This is a genomic window from Arthrobacter sp. TRD_SC_6 (assembly GCF_055361185.1).
This window is the reverse complement of the sequence record NZ_CM143953.1, coordinates 305648-325539: the sequence shown is the minus strand read 5'-3', so window position 1 is coordinate 325539 and position 19892 is coordinate 305648. Positions and strand designations below refer to the sequence as shown.

The following is a 19892-nucleotide window of genomic DNA, read 5'->3' as shown; positions in this document are numbered from 1 at the left end:
CGCAGATGACCCTCATGCAACCACCAACCCGGACATGAGGGTCATCTGTTTTTTGTTGGCCTGAGATGGTTCCGTGTTCGCTCAGAAGCCCTGCGGCTGCCGCACAACGACGTCGACGCTATCACCGTGCTGGACCCTTACCAGTGCCGTTCGTCGCTTTGAACTATTACCCGGCAACAAGTCAGCTCACGCTCAATTACCTCTCCATGCAGGCCCGCAGATGCTTTATCCCGTCCCTGATCCTCGACTTGACGGTCGGCAGTGGTACGCAGAGGTGCTCGGCTACTTCTTTGTAGGTAAGGCCGCGGTAGAAGGCGAGGGTGATCGCTTCACGTTGCAGGGCTGAGAGCCTACCCAGGTATTTGACGACGTCCTGTGCTTCCAGGCGGTCGCCCACGGTTTCCGCGACAACGTCATATTCCACGCCCAGGCTGGTGCGGTTCCAGTGGGCTTCCCGGTTTGTGTGGGCTCGTTCGCTACGCACCTTGTCGACTGCCCTGCGGTGGGCGATGGTCATCAACCATGCCATCGGGCTACCCGTGGAGGGGTCATATTTGTGGGCTTCCTGCCACACCATCAGATAGGCGTCCTGGGTGGAGTCCTGAGCCATCACGGGGTCCACAAGGATGCGTCGGGCCAGTGCGTAGACCCGGCGGGATGTCAGTTGATAGAAGGCTGCGAAGGCGTGCTGGTCGCCCTGCGCGGTTTGTTGGAGGAGCTCGGCCAGGTGTCTCAGCGCAACTTGTTCGACGGAAGCAGCGTGTCCATGCCTGTTCATGACGGGATCCCTTATCGGTAACACGCCGTGCGGTCAAACGGTAAAGAGGTGAACAGCAGGGAACGGTAACCGGGTCCGTCCTTCGTTCAACATACCTTTGCCTACATTCAAGGGCCACTCTTGCGTCATGTGCCGACCGTTCATTCACATTGAGCTTCCGCGAATGCGGGCCCATCCAATAGACAGTCTGCGTACGAATATCCCTTTGCGTGACCGCGCCACAAGCAAACTGACACTGGAGGTTGCTCGATGACTGAAGTTACCGCCCATCACGGGTTGTTCAAGGACACGAATCTGCACGTCGACGACACCGGTGGGTCCGGACGGCCCGTCGTTCTCATCCATGGGTGGCCGCTCTCCGGGGAGTCATTCAAAGCCCAAATTCCCGCCCTGCAGCAGGCCGGTTGCCGGGTGATCACGTATGACCGCCGCGGTTTTGGGCGCAGCGACAAGCCAGACTCCGGTTACACGTACGACACCCTGACAGAGGACCTTCGTGCCCTTCTTGAGCAGTTGGACCTCACCGACGTCACACTGGTCGGATTCTCAATGGGTGGAGGGGAAGTAGCCCGATACTTCAGCAAGTACGGCGCCGAACGCCTGCGTAGTGTCGTCTTCGCCTCAGCGGTTCCCCCTTACATGATGCAAACCGAGGACAACCCCGACGGACCTTTGACCGAAGAAGCGGCCGCCGGCATGACCAAGGATCTCACCGAGGATGAAGACTCGTTCTATGACGGGTTCACTACGGAGTTCTTCTCCGTCAACGGCGAACTCAAGGTCACCGAAGAGCAGCGTCAGGAGGCCCTGACCCTGTGCAAGCAGGCAGACAAGAAAGCGGCCCTCGGGTGTATGGAGGCCTTCGGGACAACCGACTTCCGCGATGACCTGCTCATAGTAACGGTGCCTGCTCTCATCCTCCATGGTGCAGGCGACGCGACAGTCCCCTACGAAGGGTCTGGTCAGCGCACCCACGCCGCCCTGCTCGGCAGCGACCTGCACGTCATCGAAGGGGCGCCCCACGGGTGTAACGTCAGCCATCCGGACGAGTGGAATAGCGCCCTCATCACGTTCCTCGCTAAGTAACTCGCCGCACCACGCAAACGAACGGCTACCACCCCTGCGGGTGGTAGCCGTTCGGCATTACAGCGCCGGTTGCACTGATGGCGAATGAGCACCGTGAAAAAGCTTCTCGCACCGCTAGCCGCCACCGTCGCATTAGCAGCCGGGTTGGGCATCGCCACCCCTGCCGGCGCAGCTGACAGATTCTTTCCTGCTGCTTGTTCAGTCTCAGTCCGCATTGCGTGCGTGTCGCGGCAGGAAGAACGCTGCGACGAGGGCGACGCCTGCGATGACAGCGCCGACGGTGAATGCAGCGCGGGCACCATCGGCGATAGAGGCGGCGTCGGTGCCGCCAGCGCTCGAGCTGAGAACGGCGACGAGTACTGCCAGACCGGCCGCGCCGCCGAGCTGATGGATGGTGTTGAGTGCGGCGCTTCCGTGTGGGGTCAGGGCGCTGGGGAGGGACCCCAGCGACATGGTGAAAAGAGCGACCCAGGTGAAAGCTTGTCCGATGCAGATGAACACATAGGTGGCCAGGACCACCCACATCGAGGTGTTCTCAGTGAAGGTCGTCATGAACAACCAACCGATACCGACGACGAAGGCTCCCGGGATCGCAAGCCCACGAGCTCCGATGCGGTCGTAGTAACGGCCGACGAGGAGGGACACGATCCCGATCGTCACCCCGCCGGGCACCATGAGCAGCCCGGTCTCCAACGAACCGAATCCCATAGATTCCTGCAGGACCAGGGGGAGCAGGGTGGCGAGGCTGAAGGCACCCACCACCAGGAACACGAAGACGATCACGGGCCGCGCGAACGCAGCATGCGTGAAGATCCGCATATCCAGGACGGCCGCGTCATGGCGCTGCAGCCGGAGCTGCCGCACCACGAATGCTGCAATACCTACGAGGCCCAGCGGGATCGCGATCCAGAACGCAGCAGAGAGATGGCCATCACTGGATTCGCCGGCGCTTGCCAGGCCGTAGACCAGTGCGCCGAACCCGATCGCGGAGAGCACCAGCGACAGTGTGTCAAAGCCGATGCGCCGCGGCGTGGTGAGGTTCGGCATCTTAATCGCCCCGATAATGAGGGCGAGGAGTGTCAGCGGCAGGATGATAATGAACAGCCACCGCCAGCTCAGCTGCGACATCACGATCCCGGAAAAGGCGGGGCCGAGGGCGGGCGCGACGGCAGTCACCGCGGTGACCAATGCCATCATCTGTCCGCGACGAGAGGGCGCGACGAGACCGATCGACGTCGTCAGCAGCAGCGGAACCAACACCGCCGTACCGAGGGCTTGCACGATCCGGCCGGTAAGCAGTAGCTCGAAGCCCGGAGCGGCCGCCGAGACCGCGGTGCCGAGGGAGAACAGTCCGACGCTGACGATGAAGATTGTCCGAAGCTGGAACCGCTGCATGATGTACCCGGTGGTGGGGATGATCACCGCCAGGGTGAGGGCGTAGCCAGTGGTGAGCCACTGCCCGGTCGTAGCCGTGATGTTGAGGTCGTCCATGATCTGTGGCAGTGCCACCCCGATGACCATCTCGGACAGGACCGCCACGAATGCTGAGAAGGCCAGGACGGAGATTGTCAGAACCTCTCCCGGAGACAATTGCTTCGTTGGAGCCGGGATGGCCGCGATCGGACCGGTCACTGCTCCTTGAGGGTCGGCGATTATGCCAATATGCCCTGTTGCAGGAGCGAGGTGCGTGTCATTACTCATGAAATGTCGACTCCGAAGTGCTTGTGTAATTAGGGAAGTTTTGGGGGTTTGACTGCCACTAGGATCACGGCGCCGAGCACGGATGCGAGACCGCCGAGGACCAGGGCGGTCTGTACGCCCGCACCGTCGACGAGGAGCCCACCGAGGAACGCGCCGAGAGCGACCGCAACCTGGAACACACCTGTCTGGAGTCCGCCGATACTTTCGAGGCGGCTCGGTTCGGCGCGTGCGAGCCAGGTCGAGATGACCGTCGGCAGGGCACCGAATCCGGCACCCCAAAGAGCGGCGGCGACGAAGAGGAGAATAGGACTGCCACCCATGTACACGAAGGCGATCATCGCGAGACCGAGGACGAGCGGGAAGATCAGTGCCGCGATACGCAGGGTGCGGTCGGCGAGAGGTCCGGCGATCAGGTTGCCGCCTACAATCCCGAGGCCGTACACCAGGAGCAGGACGGCGAGCTGCTCCGGCTCGAGGCCGCCCACGTCGGTAGCTGCAGGACGGATGTAGGTGAATCCGGCGAAGTGACCTGCGCCCATCAGGGCCATGGTGAACAGGCAGAGCAGAACCAGTCGGGAGTGAAGTGTCTGTACCAGGGGCCGGAATCCGCCCGAAGGGCCGGCGAGGATTGAGGGCAGGGCGATGAATTGGATGATGATGGCGATGACGCCCACGCCCGCAGCCAGGGCGAATACCGCGCGCCAGCCCCATATTTCACCGAGTAGCGTGCCGAGTGGAATGGCGGCGACCGTGGCCAGTGTCACACCTACGTTCACGATCGTCAGACCCAGTCCGATTTTTGACGCTGGAACCAGGCGCGCGGTGATGGAAATTGCCAGGGCCCAGAACCCACCGATAGCAATGCCCAGCAGGATGCGGGCGGTGAGGAGGATCGGGTAGGTCGGCGCAATCGCCACCAGCACGTCGGATATGACGGCAAGCGCCGAGAGGATGATCATCAGGTGCCGGCGGTCCATGCGCGACAACAGGACGGGGATGGTGATGCCGGAAATGGCTGCGACGATGGCGGTGATGGCGACGGATTGACCGGCCACACCCTCTGTCACCCCCAGGTCTGCGGCGACCCGGGAGAGAAGGCTTGCAGGTAGGAATTCGGCCATCACGAGGGCGAATACGCCTACGCTCAGCGATGCCACTCCCGCCCATGATGTTTTCGGCGTTGGGCTTGCGTTGTTGGACGGTGATCCGCTACTGCCGACCTCCTGTATGGCTGTCGCGTCATGAGAAGTCATTCGTTATTCATTCTGGCTTGAGGGTGGGGATGGGTTGGGTGAAGTTCGGGGGAGCGTCAGTTGTAGCAGGCACGGTTGATGGCGACGAGGAACTTGCCGTCCGGCCTGCCGCCGGCGGCGATGTACCCGCCGATTGCGTCCATGGCCAGATCCCGGCGCTGGGGGACGCGTTCCTTCTCGGCGCCTGCCAACAAGGCAGGGACCTGCTCGCGCGTAGGATCCGTGCAGTAGACGGGGGCACCGGGCTGCTGACGCCAGGACTCGGCGAGGACTCCGGCATCGACAGCGTCGAAGCCGGTCTGCTCGACCAGGGACATCGCGAGGTTCCGGTGATCGTCGTGATCGGATGCCACTGGAATGGCGACTCGGCCTGCGTTACCGGCCTCGGTGGCCTTGGCGTCGAAGGACTGGGATGTGATGGCGTTCCAGGCTTTGGTGATGGGGCGGCCAAACAGATCGGACAACCACATGCTCTCGGGTTGTCCCTCAGTGAAGGCGGGGATGATGCCGTCGCGGGCCGGGTAGTAGTTTGACGTGTCGATAACGACTGCCGCCTCGGGCGCGCGCCGGACGTGAGCGGCGATGTCCTCGTTGCGGTTCATCGGGACAGAGACGATCAAGACGTCAACGTCGGTGGCCGCTTCGGAAGCGGTGACGGCTCGTGCGCCGGTGCTCAATGCGGCGGCGTCGATCGTTTCCGGGCCGCGGGAGTTCGCGATCGCGACGTCATGTCCATTACGGCTGAGCCGCCGAGCGATGGTCGAGCCGATCGAGCCCGCGCCGATGATTCCGATTTTCATGCTTCTCCTCTTTCGATTCCTGTCATTTCATTCTCAACCTTGCCATTAGTGTGAAGGTCAAATCGAGAATGAAGCCCGGCCCGGAGCCCGAGGTCATGAGTGCGCGCAAAGCAGAGGGTCGCTAGTGCAGGGATCGATATTGGCCCCGGAAGTACAGCAAAGGATCAGGGTTTTCGTCTGGGTAGGTTCCTAGTTCGATAACGCGTCCGAGCACGATGAGGTGGTCGCCGGCGTCGTGTTCGGCCCAGATTGTGCAGTCGAGCCAGGCCACGCCTCCATCGAGGATTGGGTTGCCCTGTGCTGTTGGAGTCCACTGGATATCTGTCCACTTGTCGGCGCCTTGCCGAGCGAACTGGTTGGATACTGCTTCCTGATTCCGTGTTAGGACGTTTACTGTGAAGGTCCCGGTGTCCCGGATCTTCGGGTAACTGGTGGAGGTTTTCATGACGCTGAAGGACACCAGCGGCGGGTCGACGGAGACACTGTAGAAGGACTGGCAGGTGAACCCGACCGGTCCCTGGTCATCGTGACCGGTAATGATCGTGATGCCCGACGCGTAACTGCCGACGGTATTGCGGAAGAGACTCTGATCGATGTTCTGGCTGTGGGTGTCAGCGGTCGTCGTCATTCGGTGGGGTTCGCGAGTCGCGCGTCCAGGCCGTACTGGTCCGGGGCGCCGAGGTGATCACGGAGGGTCGAGCCTTCGTAGTCGTCATGGAACAGACCGCGCTCTTGTAGTAGAGGGACAACTTCGTCGACGAAGGTGTCAATCCCGTCCTCGTAGACATCGATGGATACCCAGAAGCCGTCGCAGGCGCCCGCTTCGAACCATTCCTCCATGTGGTCCGCAGTGACGGATGCCGGGCCAACGGGGGTTGGATGGTAGTCGATGACCCCATGAGCGAGGATGTCGCGGAGCGTCCATCCTTCGCGGGCGACTTCGAGTGCCCGCGTGGATCGGGGATCGAAGGGACTGGGTCGGGCCCCTGCCAGCTGGGCGGGCCTGAGTGGCTCGTCGATCTGGCTCGCATCGAGAGTCAGTCCCAGCATTGAGCCGAGGTAGGGCACGAGAGCCGGGGCGGCTTGATCGCCGAGGGCTACGCGGCGGTCAAGGGCTGCCCGTTTGGTGGCGGCGATGGCAGGCATGACTCCAGCGATGAACTTCACCTCGTCAGGGTTACGTCCGGCCCTGCGCGCTGCGTCCCGGATGGCTTCACGCTGGGCGCGCGCGTCCTCAATGGTGAACACGGCGCCGATGACTGCGCTGGCGTACCGACCAGCAATCTCGAGGCCGTTCGCGCCTCCGCCGGCCGAGAAGACCACGGGTTGGCCCTGCTCCGAGGGTGGGATGGGGAGCGGTCCCCGGGAGGAGACGTAGTGTCCCTGCAGGTTGATGGCCTCGATCTTCTCCGGATCGATGAACCGAGCGTTCGTCGTGTCCCTGATCCATGCGTCCTGTTGCCAGCTACCCCAGAGAGCCTGCGTGATCTGGATGGTTTCGTGCGCCCGCTGGTAGCGCTGCGGTCGGGGCGCTATTTCCTGCCCGAAGTTCGCGGCGGACGCGGGGTCGCTGGTCGTCACGGCGTTCCACCCAGCTCGGCCGTGGCTCATCACGTCCAGGGCCTTGAATTGGCGGGCGAGGTTGTAGGGCTCATTGAAGGTCGTGGAGCCTGTCGCTACGAGGCCGATGCGCTCGGTCGCGCGGGCTATGGCTGCCAGCGTCAGCATGGGTTCCAGAGTTAGCATGGGCGCTTCCTGAACGCCATCTGCTTTGTACGCAAGGAAGTCGGGCAGGAACAGGAACGCAAACTTTCCCCGTTCGGCGGCCTGGGCGTACCGCACCTGCGCGTCGAAGTCGGTGTAGTTGGCTGGATCTACGCCCTCGGCGCGCCAAGCCGAGCCGTGGGCGCCATATCCGTTGCCGAGCTGCAGGCCGAGAATCATTTTTGAGGAGGAGGAAGAAGTCACCCATCTATCGTCAACCTTCTCACTAATGGCAAGGTCAAATCGTGGGCGTGTTGCTACGCCGGCTGCCGTTCCGTAATGATGCTTCTCTTGCTGCCAGCGGCCTCCAGGGCATGAATGTAGCGGGTGACAGCGTCCCGGTTCTGGGAAAGGACGTCAATCTTGTGGGACATTCGATCCCGCTCGTGCCGCAGGATCTCCAGGAGTTCCGGGTCCGCGTCGTTGACGATGACTGTCTGCGGCTGATTTAGGCATGGGAGGATATTTCCGATGATCCTGGTCGGGATGCCTGAGTCGATGAGCCCGCGGATCTTGGCGACGCGGTCCACAAGGTACTCGTCGTACTCCCGGTAACCATTGTCGAGGCGGCGTGGTGTCACCAAGCCTTGCTCCTCGTAATACCGCAGCATGCGGGCCGGTACACCGGTTTTCTGTTCCAGTTCGCCTATACGCAAAAGAAGCCTCCTGTAGATCGCGTCGTAAGGCCGTCCAAGGCCTCACACAAGTGTAAAGGTTGCGGGCGGGTAACTACATCGAAGTGCAGTGCTGCGGCTGCATCGCGGACTCTGCTAGCTGGCGAAACGAAACTGTTCACCCCGCGTTCCAATACAAGTACACCGTTCTCGTAATTCCCGGTCATCTTCCACGGTTTGAATACATACGTTCTCGTTATTCGAAAAACGTTCCCGTGAAAGGGCCATCATGCGCCACCGCACCGTTCCTGCTTTGGGCATTCTCAGCATCAGCGCCGTCCTCGCGCTCACAGGTTGCCAGACAGCCGCCTCCGAGGCAAGCACCGCAACCGACACCGAAGCCCCCATCACCATCGCCACCATCCCGCTCGGTGACGATCCCACACAAGCCAACCCCATCGAAGCCTTCGCCGAACTCGTCGAGAAGGAGACCGGCCGCCCCGTCGAGGTCACCGATGTTCCCGATTACCTCAGCGTGGTCGAAGCCATCCGCGCCGACCACGTGGACATCGGCATCATGAGCGGCTTCCCCTCAGCGCTCGCCGTCAACACCGGCGAAGTGGATGCGCTCATGGCGTGGGCCGGCAGCGACAAGCCGGTCTCCACCTGCGTGGTCCTCAATGACTCGCCAGTGGAAACACTGGAAGACCTCCGCGGCAAGACCGTGGCCTTCGCCGACCAGGCATCCAGCTCCGGATACTTCATGCCCGTCTACATGCTCCACGAAGCCGGGCTCGAGCAGGGCACCGACTACGAAGCCATCTTCGCCGGCGGCCACGAAGGCAGCTTCGCCGCACTGGAACAGGGCCAGGTGGACGCCGCGTGCACAGCCATCATGCTCACCGAACTCGGCGAGCCAATGTTCCCCTTCGCTGACGGTGAGTGGCGCGGCGTCGGCGAAAGCCCATCCATGGACGTGATGGGCAGCGTGCTGGTCCGCCAGACGCTCGACGACGAAACCCGAGCCCTGCTCCAGGAAGCCCTTCCCAAGGTCTTCTCAGAGGAAAACGCAGAAGCGCTCGGCGCCCTCGGTGAAGGCTTCATCGGACTGGACGAGATCATGGACCCCGACACCAGCACTTTCGAAGGCTTCGCTGAAATCGCTGAGGTCGCCGGCGTTCAACTCGAGGACCTGGGCTGAATGAGCACTCCCACCGAAACCCAGCCGACGACGTCGGAGCTCCGCCAGGCGCTTCCCCTCGTCACCGTGCGGGGCCTGAAAGTCGCCTATGGCCAGCAGCAGGTGCTCGACGGCGTCGACCTCGACCTCCACCCCGGCGAGATGGTCGCGCTGCTCGGTGCGTCCGGCTCCGGCAAGTCGACCCTGATGAAAAGCCTCACCGGGTTCGCGCCCATTGCTGAAGGGACCGTCCGGGTTGCAGGCCACGACGTCACCAACCTCCGGGCGGGCGAACTACGGGAGCTGCGCTCCGGCGTGGGGCAGGTCTTTCAACAGTTCAACCTGATCCCGCGGATGAGCGTGCTCACCAACGTGTTGACCGGTGCGCTTCACTCCGCGGGACCGGTCAACCTGGTGGGCGGCTTCGGCGGCAAGCACCGTAAGCTGGCAATGCATTACCTCGACCGCGTTGGCATCGCGCATAAGGCCAAGGACCCGGCACGGTCACTTAGCGGCGGCCAACAGCAGCGCGTCGCCATCGCACGGGCACTCATGCAGCAGCCGCGCGTGATCCTCGCCGATGAACCAGTGGCCTCGCTCGACCCGAAGCTCGCGGACTCCGTGCTCGAACTGCTTCGAGGTATCGCCACCGAGGACGGCATCCCCGTACTCGTCAGCCTCCACGTGCTGCCGCTCGCGCTCGCGCACAGCGACCGCATCGTCGGTCTGCGCAACGGCGAGATGCTCGTCTCCGCACCCACCGCCCAGCTCGACGCCGGGAAGCTCGCTGTCCTCTACAGCGAGGACAACGCAGCGGAAGGAACACATCATGACGACGACGGTGCCTGATTCCGCGCGCACGCAGCGCACCAACGCGACGGCCGAGAAGCCGCTCGACCCGGCCGATCGCCTGCGCCTCGAACGTGCCTTCTCGGTACCCAGGGCGAGGTTCCTGCTCGGCCTCCCTGTCGCCGTCGTCGTACTTGGTTGGTCCTTTGTCGGCGCCGAGTTCAACTTCACCAAGCTCGGCGAGGGAACGGTCAATATGGGGGAGTTCCTTTCCCGGCTGTTCCCGCCTGACTTTGGGAAGTTCGGCACCATCGTGGCCCTGCTGATCGAGACCCTGCAGATGGCGATAGTCGGAACTGTGCTCGGTGCCGTGCTGTCCCTGCTCGTGGCGTTCGCGGCGGCGTCGAACATTGCACCGCAGTGGGTGTACTACCCGGCGCGCTGGATCATGAACGTGATCCGTTCGGTGCCGGACCTGGTGTTCGCGTTGATGTTCGTTTCCGCCGTGGGCCTTGGTCCCTTCGCTGGCATCCTCGCCATGACGCTTGGTTCGCTGGGCTCGATCGGGAAGGTGTTCGCCGAGGCCATGGAGTCGGTGGACCGCGGCCCGATGGTCGCCATGGAAGCGGTTGGGGCGTCGAAGCGGCAGGTCATCCAGTACGGGATTGTGCCGCAGGCTGCGCCGCTCCTCGTCTCGTACACGCTGCTGCTTTTCGAGGGGAATGTGCGCGGCGCGACGATCCTCGGCCTCGTGGGCGCCGGCGGCATCGGCCTGGAACTCACCACCGCCATGCGCATGTACGACTACGGCCACCTCAGCGCCATCATCATCTGCATCATCGTGCTGGTCACGGTGATCGACCAGGGCAGCGCCCTTATCCGAAGGAGAATCACATGACACTGACCGCACCCGAAATCGAGCTCAGCGCACCCGTCAACCTGCGCGACCTCGGCGGGATCCCCATCGACGGCGGTACCCTCCGCGAAGGCCTGGCCATCCGTGCCGATGACCTTGCGGTGATTACCGACGACGACGCCGCCCGCCTCGTCAGCGCGGGCCTCACCTCGGTGATTGATCTGCGGACCAGTGATGAGGTTGGTCTGACTGGGCGCGGTCCGCTTGCCGCATATCCCGTGGCTTACCACCACTTACCTTTGATGGCGAGCATTGGTACGGCGATGCCGGAGGACCGGTCCTTCGTGATGGATCACATCGCGATGGGGGAGATGTATGCGCGGATGGTGGAGACCGCTGCGCCGCAGCTGGTGACTGCGCTGGGGATCATTGCGGTGTCGCCTGGAGCGACGGCGTTCCACTGTGCTGCTGGCCGGGACCGGACTGGCGTGCTGGCGGCGGTCCTGCTGCTGGCGTTGGGAGCCGACGACGACGACATCGTCACCGACTACGCCCGGACCGACCTCAACATGGCCGCGATCCACGAGAGGATGCGCCCGGTGATGGGGACGTTGATGGCGCGGCTTGGGTTCGATCTTGAGGAGATGGCTTCACTGACGCTGTCCGAGGAGCCGATGGACATCTCGATGCGGACGATGCTCGCCCGGCTGCGCGACCGGCACGGCGATGCGCTGGCGCCGTTGCGTGCGGCTGGGTTGTCGGATGCGATTGTTGCCCGTCTGCGTGAGCGGGCGGTTGCATGACGACCACGCTCGTCGAGGTCGCGACGCCGGCGCACACTGTGCGTCGGCGTCCCGGCCGTCCGCGTAATGAGGAGATCGATAGCCAGATTCTGCAGGTGACTCTGGAACTGATTGATCAGGGTTCAGAGATTACGGCTTCACGGGTTGTGGAGCGGAGTGGTGTGAGTAAGGCGGCGCTATATCGTCGGTGGCCTTCACTGACGACGCTGATCGCGGCGGCTCTTGACGTCGGTCGGGAAATGCCGCCAGGTATTCCGATCGATGGCAATCTGCGGGAGGCAATAGTCGGGGGACTCCTCGGCGGGAGTGAAGGAGCAGGTCTGGGCGGCTACTCGGAGGCGCGGTTCCGTCAGCGCATCCGGCTTGCGATGGCTGACCGTGAACTGCAGAAGGCGTACTGGAAGTCGCACGTATCGCGTCGTCGGGCGCCGATCGAGGCCGCGCTCCGTGCGGGGATCGAGAAGGGCGAGCTCCGTGCGGACCTGGATGTTGAGGCCTGTTTCGACCTGATCGCCGGCGTCTTCTACTACCAACTGGTGGTCCGCGGAGACCGCGTTGAGGACCCGAAGACCCGCGCCCGCTGCCGTGCGGCACTCGACGTCGCCTGGAGGGGGATGTCGCGGAGAGAAGGATGATGGCTGACCCTGCAACCAGCGGGGAGCGCACCCGACCACGGCAAAACATTCAGTACCCGCAGACAACGGCGGCGGACAAACGGTCGGCGGACGAATGATCGGATGTCACGGACGCGAAGTCGGGCGGAGCGTTCGTTTGCCCGTCAGAGTGGGATTATGAAAACCGCCGCGCCTGTTCCCGTGACCGTCTCCTCCCCATCCTCCTCCGAGCGGATCCGCTATGGCGGACTCGTCGTCGTGATGCTGATGAGCTTCCTCTTGGTCACGGCGGAATTCCTGCCCAACGGAATGCTCACCGAGATGGCGGCCTCGCTCGGTGTAACGCCGGGTCAGGCGGGACAAACGGTCACCGTGACCGCGCTGGTCGGCTTGGTCGTCGCGCCGACGGTGGGGCTCATATTCCCGCGGCTGGATCGCCGGACGCTGCTCGTGTGGATGGCGCTAGCCGCAGGGCTATCGAACCTGCTCGTTGCAATCGCACCGAACCTGGTGATCGTTCTGCTCGCCCGATTCTTCCTCGGTGCTGCTCTCAGCGCATTCTGGTCGATGTCGATCACCGTCGCCGTGCGGATCGCTGGCCCAGAGCGGCTCGGTCGGGCGGTAATGTTCACCTCCGCCGGAGCCTCCCTGGCAACAGTCGCCGGTGTCCCCGTCGGTGTGATGCTCAGTGAACTTATGGACTGGCGCGCCGTCTTCGCCCTCGCCGGGATTGTCACGGGTATGCTGGCGATCGCGCTGCGCGTGTTGCTCCCAGCTGTGCCTGCCGCGCCCGCCTCGGGGTTCGGCCTGCTACTGAACACGGTACGCCGCCCGGGCGTCACCATCGGATTGACCGGACACGTGCTCGTCGTGCTCGGTCACTTCCTCGGGTACACCTACATTCGCCTCGCCCTAGAGCGCATTCCCAACGTGGACGCCGGCATGATCGTACTCCTCCTGGCACTGTTCGGCATTGGCGGACTCATTGGCAACATCACCATCGGCCTGGTCGTGGACCGCACCTTCGCGCTGCTCGCGGTGCTCACACCAACGGTCATTGCCTTCACTATCGCAGCGACGATCCTGCTCCCCGGCTCAGTGCTCGCAATCGGGGTCGCAGTATTCGTTTGGGGGTTCTTCTTCGCCTCCTGGCTGATCGTCGTGAACACCTGGGTCGGGCACAGGATGCCGGACCGTCTCGAAGCCGGCGGAAGCCTGGTTGTCGTCGGGTTTCAGGCGGCGATCATGGTTGCTGCGGGAGTGGGCGGTCTCCTCGTCGACACGCTCGGCGTACAGCTTGCATACTGGCTGGGCGCCGGAGTGCTCATCCTGGGTGCAGTCTTGTTCGGAGCGTCGAACCGGAAGCAGAGGTAGGAGCAATAAAGGAAGACTGGTTGAGTGCTACCCGCTATGCGAGAACGGCTACCTTTTGCGCCACCCGCCACGCATTCGGGGCCGACCCGGTGTGTCGGCGGAACGCACGGCTGAAGCCCTCATCGGAAGCGTAACCTAACGCGCGGGACGTATCAGAGACGCTACGCCCCGCGCTCAACATCCGCTTCGCCGCGTCCATACGCACCTGCCTGACGTAACTCGCCGGGGAGTGTCCGGTCGCACTGCGGAACCGCTCCGCGAACACAGATCGGGACATGACGCCAACGATCGCGAGGCTATCAACGGTCCAGTCGCGCCCAGGCTCATCGTGGATGGCCTCCACGACGCGGTCGAGGAAAGGATCCGCGGCGCGTGACGGCCAGCCATCCGGCGCGCAGCCGCTTTCGGCCCAGGCCCGGATGAGGGACAGCAGTACGGTTGTCACCATCATCCGACAGATAACAGGGTCGCCGGAGCGCAGTGAACAGTTCTCAGGGTCGGCCTTCCCCATGTGCCCGGCCAGGCCCGCTGCAGCGGGCTCGAGCGCATCGAAGCCAGTGACCGCGATGAACTCGGGAAGCATCGTGCTCAGACGCGCGGCGGTTTCGGAGAGCTCAATATCAACGACCATGAGGCTTGTCGCGACGTCCGCTTCCAGCGCGAAGGACTCCTGGCCGAACGTTACGAAGGCGTCGCCAGTAGCCAGACGGTCCCTCTCGTCCCGGGGCGTAAAGGCGACCAGCCGCGAGGCACTATCCAGCTCAAGGTGGCATCTGGAGGCGAGCGGTGGTTGACCGTGCACGCTGCCTTGCGCAATGTAGACGAGTGTGACAACGCGGGATGCCAAAGGGAGCAACCCGCCCGGCGCGAGGGTCACCCTGCGCGCCACTCCAACACGTAGATCGATGGAACTGAGAACCTTCGCCAGAGCATCCGCATCAACCGTCATAACAGTCGCCAACGCCGAGAAAGGAGGGGGCATTCCGGCGCAGCAGACCGGTGCAGCGAATCTGGACAGTACGGCATGATAGCGATGCTGAACCTTCCCCGGTTGTTGTAGTTACTGTGACGGCGCCACTGGCCACGCGCTCATTGCGATATCCACCGCATTCTTGAGATCAGCCAGGCTGCGGCCGTCCCTGGCAAGCTGGTCGAGTCCCTGCCAGATAGTTACTGCGAAGGTTGCGAGGGCGCGGGCGTCGGTGCCGGGCGGAAGCTCTCCACTCTCTATGTCAGCTTTAGTCACTTGCTCAATGAGGTTTGCTGTGTCAGCTCGTCGCGCCCGAAGGCCCGTCGCGACGCTTTCAGAGGCAGATTGATTTGCCCCACCTTGGAGGATAAGACAACCGGCGGGATGGCCGGGCAGAGTTTGCTGGATAGCTGACTGCGTTAACAATCGTCGCACCGCCCGGTAAGACGTCTCCTCAGCTTCAAGGGCTTCCTGGATGTAGCTCCCATACCGGTGCGCATAGTGCTCGACAGCTTCTTCGAAGAGTGCTTTCTTGTCAGTGAAAGCCGCGTACAGGCTGGGTGGAGTGATGCCCATCGCAGCAATCAGGTCACGGATGGATACTGCATCGTAGCCGCGCTCCCAAAACAGCAGCATCGCTTGTTCCAACGCCGCACTGCGATCGAAGCTCCTTGGACGCCCCACTTTAGTGCTCACAGCCCCATTCTATAGCGATAGCTCAAGAATCTGTTAAGCTTGTTATGTATCGATCACTATGAAAGTTGTGAAAACATGAAACTAAACGAAAAAACGGCCCTAGTGACCGGCGGCGGGCGAGGTATCGGGCAAGCTATCTCACGACGTCTTGCGGCAGAGGGCGCTCACGTGGTTGTGCACTACGGCTCAAACAAAGAGGCAGCCCAACTAACTGCAGCAGCAATACGTGAGGACGGTGGCCGTGCCGACATCCTCAAAGCACCAATGGGGGGCGGCGACATTGAGGGGGAGGCGACCGCCCTTTGGGATAAATTCGACGCGATCACTGACCGCCTGGATATCCTCGTCAACAACGCCGGCATCGCCGATGGACGAGGCACCATTGAGACCATCGATCAGGCCACTCTTACCCGTCTGATTGCGGTCAACGCTCTGGCCCCTTTCTTCGTCACCAAGCTCGCCCTGCCACGCATCACTGATGGCGGCCGCATTGTGAACGTTTCTACACATCTGACCCGAGGTGGCTCAAAGCCTGACCTGATTGCTTATGCAATGACGAAGGGCGCCATTGACGTCTTCACTGCGACACTTGGTAAAGATCTTGGCAAACGGGGTATCACCGTCAATGCGGTGGCACCCGGCGCCGTCGACACAGACATGAATGCCAGTTGGCTCGATCAGGCTCGGGAAACGGTTGCAAATCTCTCTCCGCTGGGCCGGGTTGCCCAGCCATCGGATATCGGCGACGTTGTTGCGTTTCTTGCCTCAGAAGACAGCCGCTGGATCACCGGACAACACATTGATACCTCCGGTGGAGCCTTGCTTTGACAGCCGAGCTTCAACGTGGCCAGGAAGGAGGGGCAACGCGCTTCTGCGGCCCGATGATTGGTCGCAAACGGCCAATCCGATAGTGTTCGCGAACATTGCACGACTTGTCGAACGCCCACGGTCAATTGGCAGCTATGTTGTTTGGGTGACCCATGCCGAGTCGGGGACAGGTGCCGGATCAGCCAAACCATCACGGGACGTTGAGACCAGATCGCGCGACGAAGACCAAAGGGCTCAGACGTCGGCAGGTCCCCTCTACTAGTTCACTGGACCTGGACCACCATGAGCTGCTGCAACTACCCAGCCATTTCCCGGCGGAATCGAAACTCTGGTGTAGGCAAGAATCATGTCAAACGCGCCCTCACCCGAAGCGCCGAGGAGGTGCAGCGTCGTTCGAGTGATGCCAACCCCTTCAATAACCGGGCTAGTTCGTCGACCGCGATTAGCGTGAAAGCCTGCGTTCGATGAGCTGGCATGTCTGTTGCCTTGTTGATCGTCGACCCGTCCGGTCCGGTGAAACGGACGTCGCGAGCGACAGAAACACGCTGAACGGATCAGTTCCATCTGTAGCCGCCCTCTGCGACGCCGGAAGAAGGAATCGCGCCGTGCCGAGCAGCAGCTGCATTGCTGGGACGGCGATGAGGAACACTGACGCCCACCAAAAGAACTGCAGCGACGGTCCATCGACCAGTGGGCCGAGTGTGCCTCGGGCCATGAAGCTTGTGGTGCACAACTTCATGGACGCGGAAGTGGTGGCGCCGGCATGGCACTGATGCAGCAGGGGAAGACCAGTGATGATCCGGCGGTGCGTGAGACCCAGGAACGGCTGGAAGCCTGCATATATACGATGAGCCATCCGGACATGGGGCAGCTGGTGCCGACCTGTGCTCAGCACTCGGTGCTGGACCCTGTGGGTAACGTTGAACTGCGCCGGCTGTTGCCGCTGCGGGTGAGGGGCTGAGCCGGCCCGATGATGAGCCCGGTGGCACCGAGGGTCTACGCACCCATCATTAGCGCACGTTTACGGCTGCTTGAGTGTGCAGCGTGCGGTGGTCGTTCGCGCTGCTTCGTCTATTGCACGGAGGCGTTCTTCGGTGGTGATTGACCAGGTGCCATGTACGAGTCGGGGCCAGAACACAGCGGACGCGATCATGCCGAGGAACTGAGTCGTTGCTACCTCAAGATCGTCGATTTGAGCTGTGCCGGCGGCATCGGCTTCGGCCAGGTAATTGCGAAGCGCCCGCAGCACGGGAAGAGTCCCAAAATCAAAGGTTCGCTCCCGCAGCTCTGGAAACCGGGGCCCTTCCGCGATGATGGTCCGCATCAAACCGGCGATCTGTGGGCGGTCAAGGACATCAGCGTAGGTCCGGCCCAGTTGAACGAGCCCTGCGAAGAGATCCCCGATCGGTGGACTACCCAACTCGATGTCGGCTGTTGCGCCGGCGGCCAGCACCGTCGCCTCGAAGAGTTCACTCTTCACCGGGAACTGCTTGAACAGAGTTGCTTTCGACACTCCCGCATTCTCGGCTACGCGCGCAAGCGACGTCCTGTCGTAGCCGGTCTCGAGGAACAGCTCGGCGGCCGCGTCAAGGATTGCGGCACGATTCCGCGACGCAATCTGCTGGTGATACGGCGAAACGCTGGGTGTCATGACATCAGTATTCCACGAGGTGAGTCTATTGACTCACCTCTCAGCCCGTGGCATTCTTCAAGTGGTGAGTCAGTCAACTCACCATCAGCTACCCAAGGAGCATGACGATGGCGACAGTAATCATTCACGCAACGGTGACCCTCGACGGGTACATGGCCGACGTCGACGGAGGTGCGGACTGGATGTTTGGTTTCCCCACGGTCCCCGAAGACGAGGCAGTTGTTCAGAAAGTGATGGCCCGTATCGGTGCGGTTGTCGGTGGGGCCAACAAAGACCAAACGATCGAGGAGGGTGAGGAGCCGTACGGCGGGATGCTGAAAGTGCCGGTGTACCTGATGACCCGGCAGGAACATGAGCCGATCGAGAAGGACGGCACCATCTACACGTTCGTCGTGGATGACATAGCTTCTGCCGTTGAGGCCGCGAAGGCAGCGGCGGGAGACAAGTGGGTCAGCCTTCTTGGGGGAAAAGTCTCGCGGTCCTGCCTGCAGTTGGGCCTCGTTGATGAGATCCACCTGGACGTGGTCCCCGTACTGCTCGGAGATGGAATCTCACTCTTTGCCGGGCTTGGGCAGCGGGTCAACCTTGAGCGTCTCGAGACCTCAGGACACGCGGGCGAAGCACATCTTCGTTACCGGGTGGTGCGCTGACTCCCTCTTTTCCGCATCTCATAGTCGAGATGCGGAAAAGAGGGAGGTGACGCTAGTTCCGGCGTCGCAGCGTATTGGTATGCGCTACCCGCCGGTCAGGCCGGTGAAGGGTTTACAACGCGCCGTTTTCCCAGGGTCCGGTGACTGCGTAGGTGATGCCCGGGCTCTGAACGTTGAAGAAGAGGATCTCACCGTCGGGGCTGAACGTGGCACCGGCGAGCTCGCTGGTGTTGGGGCTGGCGAGTTCCGCGAAGTCGAAGATCAGTCCGCGGTTGGTGACACCGCGAAGCAGGTCCTTGCCGCCACCGTCCTCGCAGAGCACCAAACCGCCGGTGTTCGGTGAGACGCAGATGTTGTCGGGGCTCTGCAGAACCTCCGGGTCAGTGGACTCGAAGACCAGGACGAGCTGGCCTCCGGAACGGCCCCGGGGGCGGTACTCCCAGACTTGGCCGAGGCCGGCGTCGCCTCCGCTGGTGGAGTTGATGTAGATCGAACCCTCGCCGAACCAGGCCCCCTCCAACCGGTCGAACACTGCGCCGCCACGCTGGAAGCCCTGCCGGAACACAGCGAGGCTGTCGCTGCTGGCTGGATCCGGGTCCGGGATGTCTACCCACTCGACCGGCAACGGCTTGGCGACGCGCTGGCCGAAGCGGGTGTCGTACTGGGGCTGGTCCTTGATGGCCAGCATCTGGAGTTGCCCGCCGCTGGCAAGGTTGTCACGGTCAGTGGGCAGGAACCGGTAGAACCCGGAGGTGCCGCGATCCTCGGTCTCGTAGACGATGCCGGTGGATGGGTCGACGGCGACCGCCTCATGGGTGAACCTGCCCATTGCCTTCAATGGAACAGCGTCAACCGGGCTGGTGGCGTCGGCGGGTACCTCGAACACGTAGCCGTGTGGGAATTCCACGTCGAGGCTGGTGAAGGTTTCTTCACAGGTGAGCCAGGTCCCCGCAGGGGTGGGTCCGCCGGCGCAGTTGCGGATGGTGCCGGTCAGGGTCGGGTAAGTGTCGAGCAATTGCATGCTGCGTGGATCGAACACCATGTTGGTGGTGCCACCTGCGGCAGTCGGGTCGTAGCTGTTAGAACCGAAGGCCGGGCCCTGCGACTGCTCGTGGTTGCGTACCAGGCGGATCAGGCCGTCTTCGCCGGGGAAGGCCGCCATGCCGTCGTGCATGCCAGGCGTTGGGGTGCCGTCACTCATCGGCGTGCCGGTCTGACCGAATGCCACGTAGGTGAACCCTGCGGGCAGCAGGAGCTCGCCGCCGGGCGCAGGCTGCAGTGGCCCGTAGCCACCGTTGTCCGGTGCCTGCATGGTGTCGTCGCCGCGTCGTCGGCCCTGGGCAGCCTGTGCAGTGTTTCCCATGAGTCCTGACAGGGCTGCGGTCGCGCCGAGGACCCCGCCTGCCCGGAGGAATCCGCGCCGTCCTACTGAGGTTGTCGCTTGGTCTGTCTGTGATGTCGTCATAAATTCGTGGCTCCTTGATT

Annotated in this window: 22 protein-coding genes; 10 read left to right on the top strand and 12 right to left on the bottom strand. The window is 62.7% G+C overall.

All coding sequences use genetic code 11. The features are described from left to right. Positions 1–196: 196 nt before the first annotated feature. A complete protein-coding gene (sigK, locus tag ACWA1U_RS01560) occupies positions 197–778 on the bottom strand; it encodes an ECF RNA polymerase sigma factor SigK (RefSeq protein WP_463723592.1) in 582 nt (193 codons plus the stop codon). A gap of 249 nt (positions 779–1027) precedes the next feature. On the opposite strand from sigK, the gene ACWA1U_RS01555 reads away from it, so the two are divergent. Next, on the top strand, positions 1028–1864 hold the full coding sequence (locus ACWA1U_RS01555; protein ID WP_463723591.1) for an alpha/beta fold hydrolase: 837 nt from the start codon (positions 1028–1030) through the stop codon (positions 1862–1864). A 204-nt stretch (positions 1865–2068) separates the two neighbouring features. On the opposite strand, the gene ACWA1U_RS01550 is transcribed toward ACWA1U_RS01555, so the two are convergent. From ACWA1U_RS01550 to ACWA1U_RS01525, 6 genes are all read right to left on the bottom strand, one after another. Next, positions 2069–3565: a DHA2 family efflux MFS transporter permease subunit gene (locus ACWA1U_RS01550; RefSeq protein WP_463723590.1), complete on the bottom strand. Its 1497-nt coding sequence runs from the start codon at positions 3563–3565 to the stop codon at positions 2069–2071. A 29-nt stretch (positions 3566–3594) separates the two neighbouring features. Then, positions 3595–4818 (bottom strand): MFS transporter, encoded by a 1224-nt coding sequence (locus ACWA1U_RS01545; RefSeq protein ID WP_463723589.1) that lies wholly within the window; start codon positions 4816–4818, stop codon positions 3595–3597. Between the two features lie 56 nt (positions 4819–4874). Further along, the gene (locus tag ACWA1U_RS01540) at positions 4875–5618 is read right to left on the bottom strand and encodes an NADPH-dependent F420 reductase (RefSeq protein ID WP_463723588.1); all 744 of its coding nucleotides are present in this window, start codon (positions 5616–5618) and stop codon (positions 4875–4877) included. Between the two features lie 121 nt (positions 5619–5739). Then, positions 5740–6246 (bottom strand): flavin reductase family protein, encoded by a 507-nt coding sequence (locus tag ACWA1U_RS01535; protein WP_463723587.1) that lies wholly within the window; start codon positions 6244–6246, stop codon positions 5740–5742. Continuing rightward, positions 6243–7586: an NtaA/DmoA family FMN-dependent monooxygenase gene (locus ACWA1U_RS01530; RefSeq protein ID WP_463723586.1), complete on the bottom strand. Its 1344-nt coding sequence runs from the start codon at positions 7584–7586 to the stop codon at positions 6243–6245. Before ACWA1U_RS01530 ends, ACWA1U_RS01535 begins: the two co-directional genes overlap by 4 nt. A gap of 53 nt (positions 7587–7639) precedes the next feature. Then, positions 7640–8038, bottom strand: coding sequence for a MerR family transcriptional regulator (locus tag ACWA1U_RS01525; protein WP_463723585.1), 399 nt, complete (start codon positions 8036–8038; stop codon positions 7640–7642). A gap of 247 nt (positions 8039–8285) precedes the next feature. On the opposite strand from ACWA1U_RS01525, the gene ACWA1U_RS01520 reads away from it, so the two are divergent. From ACWA1U_RS01520 to ACWA1U_RS01495, 6 genes are all read left to right on the top strand, one after another. After that, positions 8286–9197, top strand: coding sequence for a phosphate/phosphite/phosphonate ABC transporter substrate-binding protein (locus ACWA1U_RS01520; protein ID WP_463723584.1), 912 nt, complete (start codon positions 8286–8288; stop codon positions 9195–9197). Then, entirely contained in the window at positions 9198–10025 is an 828-nt protein-coding gene (locus ACWA1U_RS01515) for a phosphonate ABC transporter ATP-binding protein (protein WP_463723583.1), read from the top strand. Next, positions 10006–10863 (top strand): phosphonate ABC transporter, permease protein PhnE, encoded by an 858-nt coding sequence (gene phnE / locus ACWA1U_RS01510; RefSeq protein WP_463723582.1) that lies wholly within the window; start codon positions 10006–10008, stop codon positions 10861–10863. The genes ACWA1U_RS01515 and phnE overlap by 20 nt, the downstream gene beginning before the upstream one ends. Next, a complete protein-coding gene (locus ACWA1U_RS01505; RefSeq protein WP_463723581.1) occupies positions 10860–11624 on the top strand; it encodes a tyrosine-protein phosphatase in 765 nt (254 codons plus the stop codon). The genes phnE and ACWA1U_RS01505 overlap by 4 nt, the downstream gene beginning before the upstream one ends. Further along, complete coding sequence (locus ACWA1U_RS01500; RefSeq protein ID WP_463723580.1) at positions 11621–12259, top strand: TetR/AcrR family transcriptional regulator; 639 nt, start codon at positions 11621–11623, stop codon at positions 12257–12259. Before ACWA1U_RS01505 ends, ACWA1U_RS01500 begins: the two co-directional genes overlap by 4 nt. Positions 12260–12415: 156 nt before the next feature. Then, positions 12416–13612 (top strand): MFS transporter, encoded by a 1197-nt coding sequence (locus ACWA1U_RS01495; protein ID WP_463723579.1) that lies wholly within the window; start codon positions 12416–12418, stop codon positions 13610–13612. 34 nt (positions 13613–13646) lie between these two features. Here ACWA1U_RS01495 and ACWA1U_RS01490 read toward each other — a convergent pair whose 3' ends face one another. Both ACWA1U_RS01490 and ACWA1U_RS01485 read right to left on the bottom strand, forming a co-directional pair. Then, on the bottom strand, positions 13647–14561 hold the full coding sequence (locus ACWA1U_RS01490) for a helix-turn-helix transcriptional regulator (RefSeq protein ID WP_463723578.1): 915 nt from the start codon (positions 14559–14561) through the stop codon (positions 13647–13649). Between the two features lie 111 nt (positions 14562–14672). After that, positions 14673–15278 carry a TetR/AcrR family transcriptional regulator gene (locus ACWA1U_RS01485; RefSeq protein ID WP_463723577.1) on the bottom strand — a complete coding sequence of 202 codons (606 nt, stop codon included), beginning with the start codon at positions 15276–15278 and terminating at the stop codon, positions 14673–14675. 75 nt (positions 15279–15353) lie between these two features. Here ACWA1U_RS01485 and ACWA1U_RS01480 point away from each other — a divergent pair, with 75 nt between their 5' ends. Beyond that, positions 15354–16106 carry an SDR family oxidoreductase gene (locus tag ACWA1U_RS01480; RefSeq protein ID WP_463723576.1) on the top strand — a complete coding sequence of 251 codons (753 nt, stop codon included), beginning with the start codon at positions 15354–15356 and terminating at the stop codon, positions 16104–16106. A gap of 442 nt (positions 16107–16548) precedes the next feature. Here the strand turns inward: ACWA1U_RS01480 and ACWA1U_RS01475 are convergent, their stop codons facing one another. After that, positions 16549–16821 carry a hypothetical protein gene (locus ACWA1U_RS01475; protein WP_463723575.1) on the bottom strand — a complete coding sequence of 91 codons (273 nt, stop codon included), beginning with the start codon at positions 16819–16821 and terminating at the stop codon, positions 16549–16551. A 48-nt stretch (positions 16822–16869) separates the two neighbouring features. On the opposite strand from ACWA1U_RS01475, the gene ACWA1U_RS01470 reads away from it, so the two are divergent. After that, entirely contained in the window at positions 16870–17067 is a 198-nt protein-coding gene (locus ACWA1U_RS01470) for a hypothetical protein (protein WP_463723574.1), read from the top strand. A gap of 60 nt (positions 17068–17127) precedes the next feature. Here the strand turns inward: ACWA1U_RS01470 and ACWA1U_RS01465 are convergent, their stop codons facing one another. Next, positions 17128–17757 carry a TetR/AcrR family transcriptional regulator gene (locus ACWA1U_RS01465; protein WP_463723573.1) on the bottom strand — a complete coding sequence of 210 codons (630 nt, stop codon included), beginning with the start codon at positions 17755–17757 and terminating at the stop codon, positions 17128–17130. Positions 17758–17864: 107 nt separating this feature from the next. On the opposite strand from ACWA1U_RS01465, the gene ACWA1U_RS01460 reads away from it, so the two are divergent. Then, a complete protein-coding gene (locus ACWA1U_RS01460; protein WP_463723572.1) occupies positions 17865–18407 on the top strand; it encodes a dihydrofolate reductase family protein in 543 nt (180 codons plus the stop codon). 112 nt (positions 18408–18519) lie between these two features. Here ACWA1U_RS01460 and ACWA1U_RS01455 read toward each other — a convergent pair whose 3' ends face one another. Further along, positions 18520–19872: an alkaline phosphatase PhoX gene (locus tag ACWA1U_RS01455; RefSeq protein ID WP_463723571.1), complete on the bottom strand. Its 1353-nt coding sequence runs from the start codon at positions 19870–19872 to the stop codon at positions 18520–18522. Positions 19873–19892 lie beyond the last annotated feature (20 nt).